Raw genomic sequence first — 8140 nt, 5'->3', positions numbered from 1 at the left:
GTTATGGCGGAGCGGCTGCACCCGATCCCATTCCGAACTCGGCCGTGAAACGCTCCAGCGCCAATGGTACTTCATCTTAAGATGCGGGAGAGTAGGTCGCTGCCAGGTCTGCTAAGCACACAAATCATCTTCTCAAACATACAAAACAGATACGCGCAGCCATAAACGCCAAACAAATACCAATACCAGTGATACAATCACACAAATGGCGCGGGGTGGAGCAGCCCGGTAGCTCGTCAGGCTCATAACCTGAAGGCCGCAGGTTCAAATCCTGCCCCCGCAACCAAAAATAAAAACCCGTCGCACAAGCGGCGGGTTTTTTTGCGTTTAAAGGGGCAGTGACGGCAGGTAGGCGAAGCCGATAGCGGGCCGGACGCCGACACGTCACTCTCGCACAAGAACCTGAAAGGTGAGGGGTAAGACTTGGCGTAGAGCTGGATCCTGAAAGCTCATGGTGCAACAGCCGTGGTATGAATAATTAGATCTATTACATCCACGGTATCGCCAATCTTACAGCAAGTTCTTCGACGGGACGAAGGTCAACGTTTCCTGGACCACTACTTCACCAGCTTTACCGAACGCGTGTGAGGCGGCGTCGGTGGGGCGGTTGCTACAACAGGAACAATGACAAGTACCCAGTCTATGATGAACGGTCCGGAGATACGAGCCTGTCAAGCTGGGTGACCGCTATGCGTATAACGGAACGCTTGGGTCCCGCGTTTCGTTCTGATCCTTTTCATCCGCAGCTGAGTTTAATGCGTCTGTGTTAATTCAACAAACCGGAATGTTGGTTGGTCCCAAAACTCTTGCCGGATTCAATAGTTTAGCAAATCCTTTGATGACGAATAACATTTGGCGGGCGATTGCGAATGAGCAATTTGGACTGGCGGGAGTTGCCCCTCCGCAAGCAGGCTGTCAACGGCCCGGATGGGATATCGACGGCCTGCAGGCAATGGAAACGGGGGAAGCGGCGCTTCGCGAATTCGACTGCGCTGGGTCGCATTCTGTGCGCGCTCATGGTTCCCACAGCCGCCGTCAGCACATCATCATTTATAGGGCCCGTCCGTGCCCAGCAGCAATCTGGCTCGGGTGGTGCGGGCGGTGCGGAAGGTACGCCCCCATCGCATTTCGACGCCAAGGGAAATCCGGGCGGACAGGGCTCCGGTGCTTCCGCCATGTCTGGCGGGGGCGGCGGCGGAGGTGGAGCAGGCGGTGCCGCGGGTGGGAATCACGTTGGCAATAACGCTTCCGCCGGAAGGGGCGGCGCTGGTGGCGAAGGTGCAAGAAGCGCGCATGGCGGTGAAGCGGGCACCAACGGTGTCATTGGATATCTAGGGAGTTCGGCTCCCGGTGTTCTGCTCCTGCGCGGCTTGGCTGGCGATAGCGGCAAGCCAGGCGATGTCGGGAAAAAGGGGCAAAGTGCATTTGCAACCGGCAATGGCGCTTCCGGCGGCGGCGGGGGCGGAGGCGGTGGTGGCGGAACAGGCGCGATTTTCACCGGTGATGTGAGGACATTGCACCAGCAGACGGTCATTGGTGGGGATGGTGGTGCTGGTGGTGCTGGCGGAAAAGGTGGCGACGGCGTTACCGTATGGAACGTCTTCACTGTTTCTCCGGGCGAGGGTGGCAGCGGTGGCGGTGGCGGCGGCGGTGGCGGCGGTGGCACCGGCATATCAACGGCTTACAACCTTACTGTCCGCAGCGGTGGCACGATTTTAGGGGGCATGGGCGGTGCTGGCGGGGCTGGCGGCATATCGGGCATGTATGCGGACGAAAACAACAGCGGCAGCATCATGGTCTGCGAGGACGATGAGGGCGAGATTGAATGTTCCAGCCCGATTTCGATCCCGTCCGCATCTTATGACACGCTTACAACCGGCGGCGGACGCAGTGGCGACGGTGGTAGCGGTGGAGACGCTATCAGCAGTTCGGGTCAATCCGTAATCGCGATTGAAACCGGTGTCACGGTGCGTGGTGGCGATGGCGGGCATGGCGGTGCAAGTCTGCCCGGCGGCAATACGGCGTCTGATGGTGGCGACGGCGGTCGTGGTGGCGACGGGATCACGTTGACGGGCGCGGCTGCAACCATCACTAATGCTGGTACCATAAGCGGTGGTAATGGAGGCAACGGTGGACGCGGCGGTGGTGGTGCGGACACCGGCGGTAATGGCGGCAAAGGTGGCGACGGCGGCATCGGTGTGTCCATGGCGACGGGCGGGACGCTGGCCAATGTAAATGGGGCCAGTATCTCGGGCGGCAACGCCGGTGCTGGTGGTAAAGCGCCATCAGTTCCTTTCAATCCGCCATCCTGGTGGTACAAGGGCACGGATGGGCCGAACGGAACGGCGGGCGCCGGCGTCTATTTCTCGTCCGGCGACGCGACGTTGTTCAACGCCGGTACGATTTCCGGCGGTGTCAATCAGGACGGTTCCTACGCCAATGCAGTTCTGTTTTCCGGTAGCAACAATACGCTGGTCCTCGGAGCGGGTTACACCTTCAACGGCAAGGTGGTTGCGGGTTCGAGCGGCCAGAACACGCTGGTCTTCGGCGGAAGCGGTACTGCCCAGTTCGAATTGACCGGTTTTGAAAGAAGATTTCAGGGGTTCGACGCGCTGGAGAAGCGTGACAGCAGCACATGGACTTTGACTGGCTCGCCTGAAACGTTCAGCGGCGATCTCGGTGTTCATGGCGGAACACTGGTTCTGAGCTCCGGTGCTCAGCTCAACACGACGGACGTTCTCATCGGTTCAGCGCAGGGTGAAAGCGCCTTGCTGGAGGTGACGGGCAGCGGCACCAGCCTCAACATAAGCGGCGCGTTGAGTGTTGGAGGCTACGGCGATGACTCGCTGAATGTTGAAAATGGTGGGCGGGTTAATGTCGGCGGCGATCTTTCCGTCGGCGACACTGCATCGGCGATTGCGGGTTTGCAAAATGGGTTGACGGTCAGCGGGAAGGGTTCCACGCTTCATTTCGGTGGCACCGCCGATATTGGCGCTCTCCTTTCAGTGACGGACGGCGGCGCGGTTCACGGCAGGCAGTTACAGATTGGTGCGGGTGATCCGGGCAGCAATGCGGCGCAGATCACGGTGGATGGTGTCGGTTCGCTCCTGAACGTTGCTGAAATCGATGTCGGTTCTGTCGGAAACGGTTCGCTGACGGTGTCGAATGGCGCAAGCGTTGGACAGGCTGCGGGGGGCAGCGTCTTGCAGGTTGGACAGAACGGCGCGCAAGGTATCGTGAATATTGGCGCGGCTGCGGGCGATACCGCGGCTGCAGCCGGAACAATTCACAGCACTGTGGTGCTGGGCAATCAGGGCACGCTCAACCTCAATCATAATACGACCGGCTACCGCTTCGATACGACGGTACAAGGCACCGGCACGGTCAATTTTCTTGGCGGAACGACGACAGTCTCCGGGCAGGGACTGGCCCAGTTTTCCGGTCAGTCGAATATCGACAACAGCAGTGTGGTCCTGGCGAGTTCGGCTGTGGTCGGTGGCAATGTCGCCGTCAACGCTGGCGGCACACTGAGTGGTTCCGGCACATTGGGCAGTACCATGGTCAGGAGCGGCGGCACGATCATTGCCGGTTCGCAGTCGCAACTGAAGGTGAACGGCGATCTCACGCTGGAGAGTGGGGCGAGCTTTAACTACGAACTAGGCACGTCCAACGCCCATAAGGCGGCGTCCATTCAGGTCAACGGTGACTTGACCCTAAACGGTGCGACAGTGAATGTCAGCGGCACCTCCGATAGCGCATTGATCGGCTATCATCGTCTGATTGCCTATGGCGGAGCGCTGACGACTGCCAATGCCGGTTTGGTGGTAGGCGAAACGCCGATTACCGATCCCATCGGTTATTCATATGCCATCGATTATGCGCCGAATGTCGTTGATCTTATAGCGCTGCCGAACGGTCTCAACCTTCTCCAGGTCTGGGGCGGCAGTGCATCGGCTCTTGACGGCGGCGATGGAAGCTGGTCGGCATCGGATCAGAATTGGCTCGATCCGCTGGGCGGCAGCAGTGCACTGGGCTCGGCATGGGGGAGCGCCTATGGGGTGTTCCGCGGCAATGGCGGTACGGTCACGCTGGATGGAACGCAAACTGCTGTTGGCCTACAATTCGTGAGGGGCGATTATACTATCACCGGGGGCGCCGCCCTGAACCTCATCGGCTATTCAGGGAATGGCGTCATCATCCCCGTGCCCGAATTACGGGTACTGGCCGGCGAAACCGCAACAATCGAATCGACGATTACCGGGAGCAAGGGTTTTGAGAAAACCGGTGACGGGCTGCTCGTCCTGTTCGGTTCCAACAGTTATTCCGGCGACACCATCATCAGTGCGGGCACTCTACAGATTTCGGCGGTGGATAATCTAGGGCAGGCCACCAACGATCTTACGATCAACAACGGCACCTTACAGACGATCGGCACCATATCGCTTGGCAGTCTTGTAACGCTCGGTGGTGAAGCGGCATTTGATGTCGCATCGGGCACGGAACTGCAACTGACCGGGATTATTTCCGGTTCCGGTTCGTTGACCAAGCAGGGCGATGGCACGCTGCTTGTCGGAAATACGGCCAACGGATGGTCCGGTGGCACGCTGATAGAAGCGGGAACATTGCGCATGGCGGCAGGTAGCGCCGGTGCGTTGCCCGATATGACCGACTATGTGATGACCGGCGGTACGCTGGATCTCAATGGCAATGCCCTGACCATGCGTTCCTTGTGGGGCAGCGACGGTATCATCGCTATCGATAATGCGAGTCTTACCGTCAATCAGGATGAGGACACGGTTTTTGCGGGCGACATAACGGGCGCAAGCGCCAATAGCAGCCTGACCAAGGACGGCGACGGCATTCTGGTCCTGACCGGCAACAACAGTTTTCAGGGGCGGACCAATATTCTGGGCGGTATGCTCGCAATATACGAGGCAGAGAATATCGGCACCGGAGCGGCAGGCATTTCAATCAGCAATGCAACGCTCACGACGCTTGGCGATATTACCTTGGCCCGCGATTTTGAACTTTCCGGTACGGCGACAGTCGACACGCTGCTTGGCACGGCGCTCGATCTGACCGCCGATGTGTCGGGCAGTGGTTCGCTATATAAGGAAGGGGCGGGCTCGCTTATCATCAGCGGCGATGCCAGCCACAGCGGCGGTACCACGATTGCCAACGGTTTCCTGCAGATCGGCAATGGCGGCACCACGGGTTCGATTGCAGGCAATATCGTCAATAATGGCGGTCTCGTCTTCGACCGCCTGAACAGCTACACCTATTCCGGCATGGTTTTGGGGGCGGGCGCGTTGATCCAGGCAGGGACGGGCACCACTGTCCTCACTGGTGAAAACAGCTATACCGGCAACACGTTTATCGCTGGTGGAACGTTGCAGATCGGCGATGGCGGAACCACAGGCTCTATCATCGGTGGTGTTCTGAATGAAGGGATTCTGGCCGTAAACCGGTCGAACAACTACAATTTCGAAGGGTTGATCGTCGGCACCGGTTCATTCGTGCAGGCGGGGCCCGGCATGACCATTCTCACCGCCGACAACGCCTATTATGGCGGGACGACCATCGCCCATGGCACGCTGCAACTTGGGAACGGCGGTAATTCAGGCTGGATCGAAGGCGATGTCGTGAATAATGGCACGCTCGCCTTCAATCGTTCGAATGCCGTGCTTTTCTCCGGTGCTATCAGCGGCAGCGGCAACGTCAACCAGATCGGCGCTGGAACGACGGTTCTTGCAGGCGAGAACAGTTATACCGGTGGTACGATTATTCAATCCGGTGCGCTGGTCATCGGCAATGGCGGGATGACCGGCTCAATCAAGGGCAATGTAGAGAATGACGGCATCCTTGCCTTCAACCGCGCCGACACGATGACTTATGCAGGCACGATCAGCGGTTCGGGTGGGGTGCAACAGATTGGACGGGGCACAACCATCCTGACCGGCAGCAACAACTATACCGGCGCGACGACGATTGCAGCCGGGCGCCTGCAAATCGGCAATGGCGGTACGTCCGGTTCCATCACCGGTCACGTGCTCAATGACGGCACGCTGGCCTTCAATCGTTCCGATACGGTGACCTTCGACGGCATGGTGTGGGGCGAGGGAAAGCTGGAGCAGGCGGGCACCGGTACGCTCGTTCTTACCGGCAGAAATCAGTATGGCGGTGGCGTCACTATATCCTCGGGCACACTGCAACTGGGCGATGGCAGCGAAAATGGCACGCTTGCCGCCAATGTCGAGAACAATGGGCAGTTCATCATCAATCGTTCTGGAACGGTCGTGCTGAAAGGCGATATTTCCGGTTCCGGTTCGCTCGAGCAAATCGGCAGCGGCGTGACGGTGCTCGCAGGCAATAACAGCTACGGTGGTGGCACCACGTTGCAATCCGGAACGCTGGTGGTCGGGCTTGGTGATAGCGGAGGGATTGCGGGCAATATCGTCAATAATGCTTCGCTCGCCTTCAATCGCGCGGACAAGTACAGCTTTTCGGGCGCCATTTCCGGGACAGGCGCAGTCTGGCAGATCGGCGAGGGTACAACCGTTCTCAGCGGCAACAGCAGCTATTCGGGCGCGACCGGCGTTTATGATGGTCGGCTGGCGATCAACGGCTCGATCGCGACCTCATCGCTGGTCACCGTCTATGGAGGCGGCGAACTTGGGGGGAATGGCAACGTTTCCACCACTCACATCGACGGGGGCACGCTTGCGCCCGGCAATTCCATCGGAACGCTGACGGTGAGCGGCGATTTGATTTTCACCGGCACATCGACCTATGCCGTGGAGGTTTCGGCATCTGACGCCGATCGGGTCAATGTTACTGGCCGGGCGGATTTGGGTGGCGCGACGGTGGCAGCGACGTTCGCACCCGATAAATATGTCATGCGCCGCTATACGATCCTCAATGCGGGAGGCGGAATTGGCGATACCCGGTTCAGTGCGGAGCTGGCGACCGATCTGCCGCAGAGCTTCAGCTCAAACCTCAGCTACGATGCCGACAATGTCTATCTCGACCTGACACTGAACATGATCGGTCTCAACATGAACCAGCGCAATGTCTCGGCGACGCTGGTCGATTATTTCAATCGTGAAGGACAGATTCCGCTGGCCTATGGCGGGTTGGATGCGCAAGGTCTGACCGTAGCATCCGGCGAACTGGCGACGGCCGTTCAACAGACGACCGTCGATGCGATGAGCCAGTTCATGGCGACGCTGGCTGATCCATTGGTCGCAGGAGGGGCGAAAACAGCAGCCTCCGTTGAACGCGATCCTTTCAAGACCCGCTGGAATGTGTGGGGTGCAGGCTTTGGCTCATCGCGCTCGGTGGAGGGCGACAGCATCGTCGGATCGCATGATTTGCGCAGCAGGATCAACGGTGTGGCCGTCGGCGCCGACTACTGGCTGTCGCCCGATACCTTGCTCGGCTTTGCCGTGGGTGGCGGACATAGCAGTTTCAGCCTCTCCGATGGTCTCGGCAGCGGCAATTCCGACCTGTTCCAACTGGGCCTTTATGGTCGCCAGACGGTCGGAGATGCTTATTTCAGTGCGGTCCTGGCTTATGGCTGGCAGGATATCGAGACAGAACGCGCCGTCACGTTGAATGGTTTCGATACGTTACAGGCCGGTTATGACGCCAACGCATGGTCAGGTCGTCTGGAAGCCGGTTATCGTTTCGACACGCCATGGATGGGGATTACACCCTATGCCGCCGGGCAATTCGTCAGCTTCGACCTGCCGTCCTATGGAGAAAAGGTCGGCAGTGGTGAGGATACCTATGCACTCGACTATGCATCCCGGCAGGAAACGGTCGGGCGTAGCGAACTGGGCTTGAGAGCAGACAGATCCTTTGCGCTCAGCGACGGAGTTTTCACCCTGCGCGGCAGGGTTGCGTGGGTGAGGAACTTCAACAATGACCGCATCACCTCGGCTTCCTTCGCCGGACTGCCAGGGGCCGGCTTTGTCGTGAACGGCGCTTCAGTCTCGCGCGATACGGGCCTTGCAAGCATTTCAGCCGAAATGCTGTGGAACAACGGCTTGTCACTAGGTGCGGCTTTCGACGCGGAATTTTCGGAAGCGAGCAGCAATTATGCCGGAAAGGGCATGCTGCGATATAAATGGTAAGATCG

At 59.0% G+C, this 8140-nt stretch carries 1 protein-coding gene, 1 tRNA gene and 1 rRNA gene; all 3 read left to right on the top strand.

Going from position 1 to position 8140, the window contains the following annotated elements; genetic code table 11:
* Nucleotides 1–108: ribosomal RNA gene (gene rrf, locus ABWW28_RS21895) — 5S ribosomal RNA — on the top strand; the annotation flags it as partial.
* A 101-nt stretch (nucleotides 109–209) separates the two neighbouring features.
* Nucleotides 210–286 (top strand) — tRNA-Met (locus ABWW28_RS21890).
* A gap of 583 nt (nucleotides 287–869) precedes the next feature.
* Nucleotides 870–8135: an autotransporter-associated beta strand repeat-containing protein gene (locus tag ABWW28_RS21885; protein ID WP_353392120.1), complete on the top strand. Its 7266-nt coding sequence runs from the start codon at nucleotides 870–872 to the stop codon at nucleotides 8133–8135.
* The last annotated feature ends 5 nt before the right edge of the window (nucleotides 8136–8140 follow it).

It is taken from the genome of Brucella sp. NBRC 14130 (assembly GCF_040371715.1).
GTDB classification, from domain to species: domain Bacteria; phylum Pseudomonadota; class Alphaproteobacteria; order Rhizobiales; family Rhizobiaceae; genus Brucella; species Brucella intermedia.
This window is presented reverse-complemented; position numbering and strand designations above follow the sequence as displayed.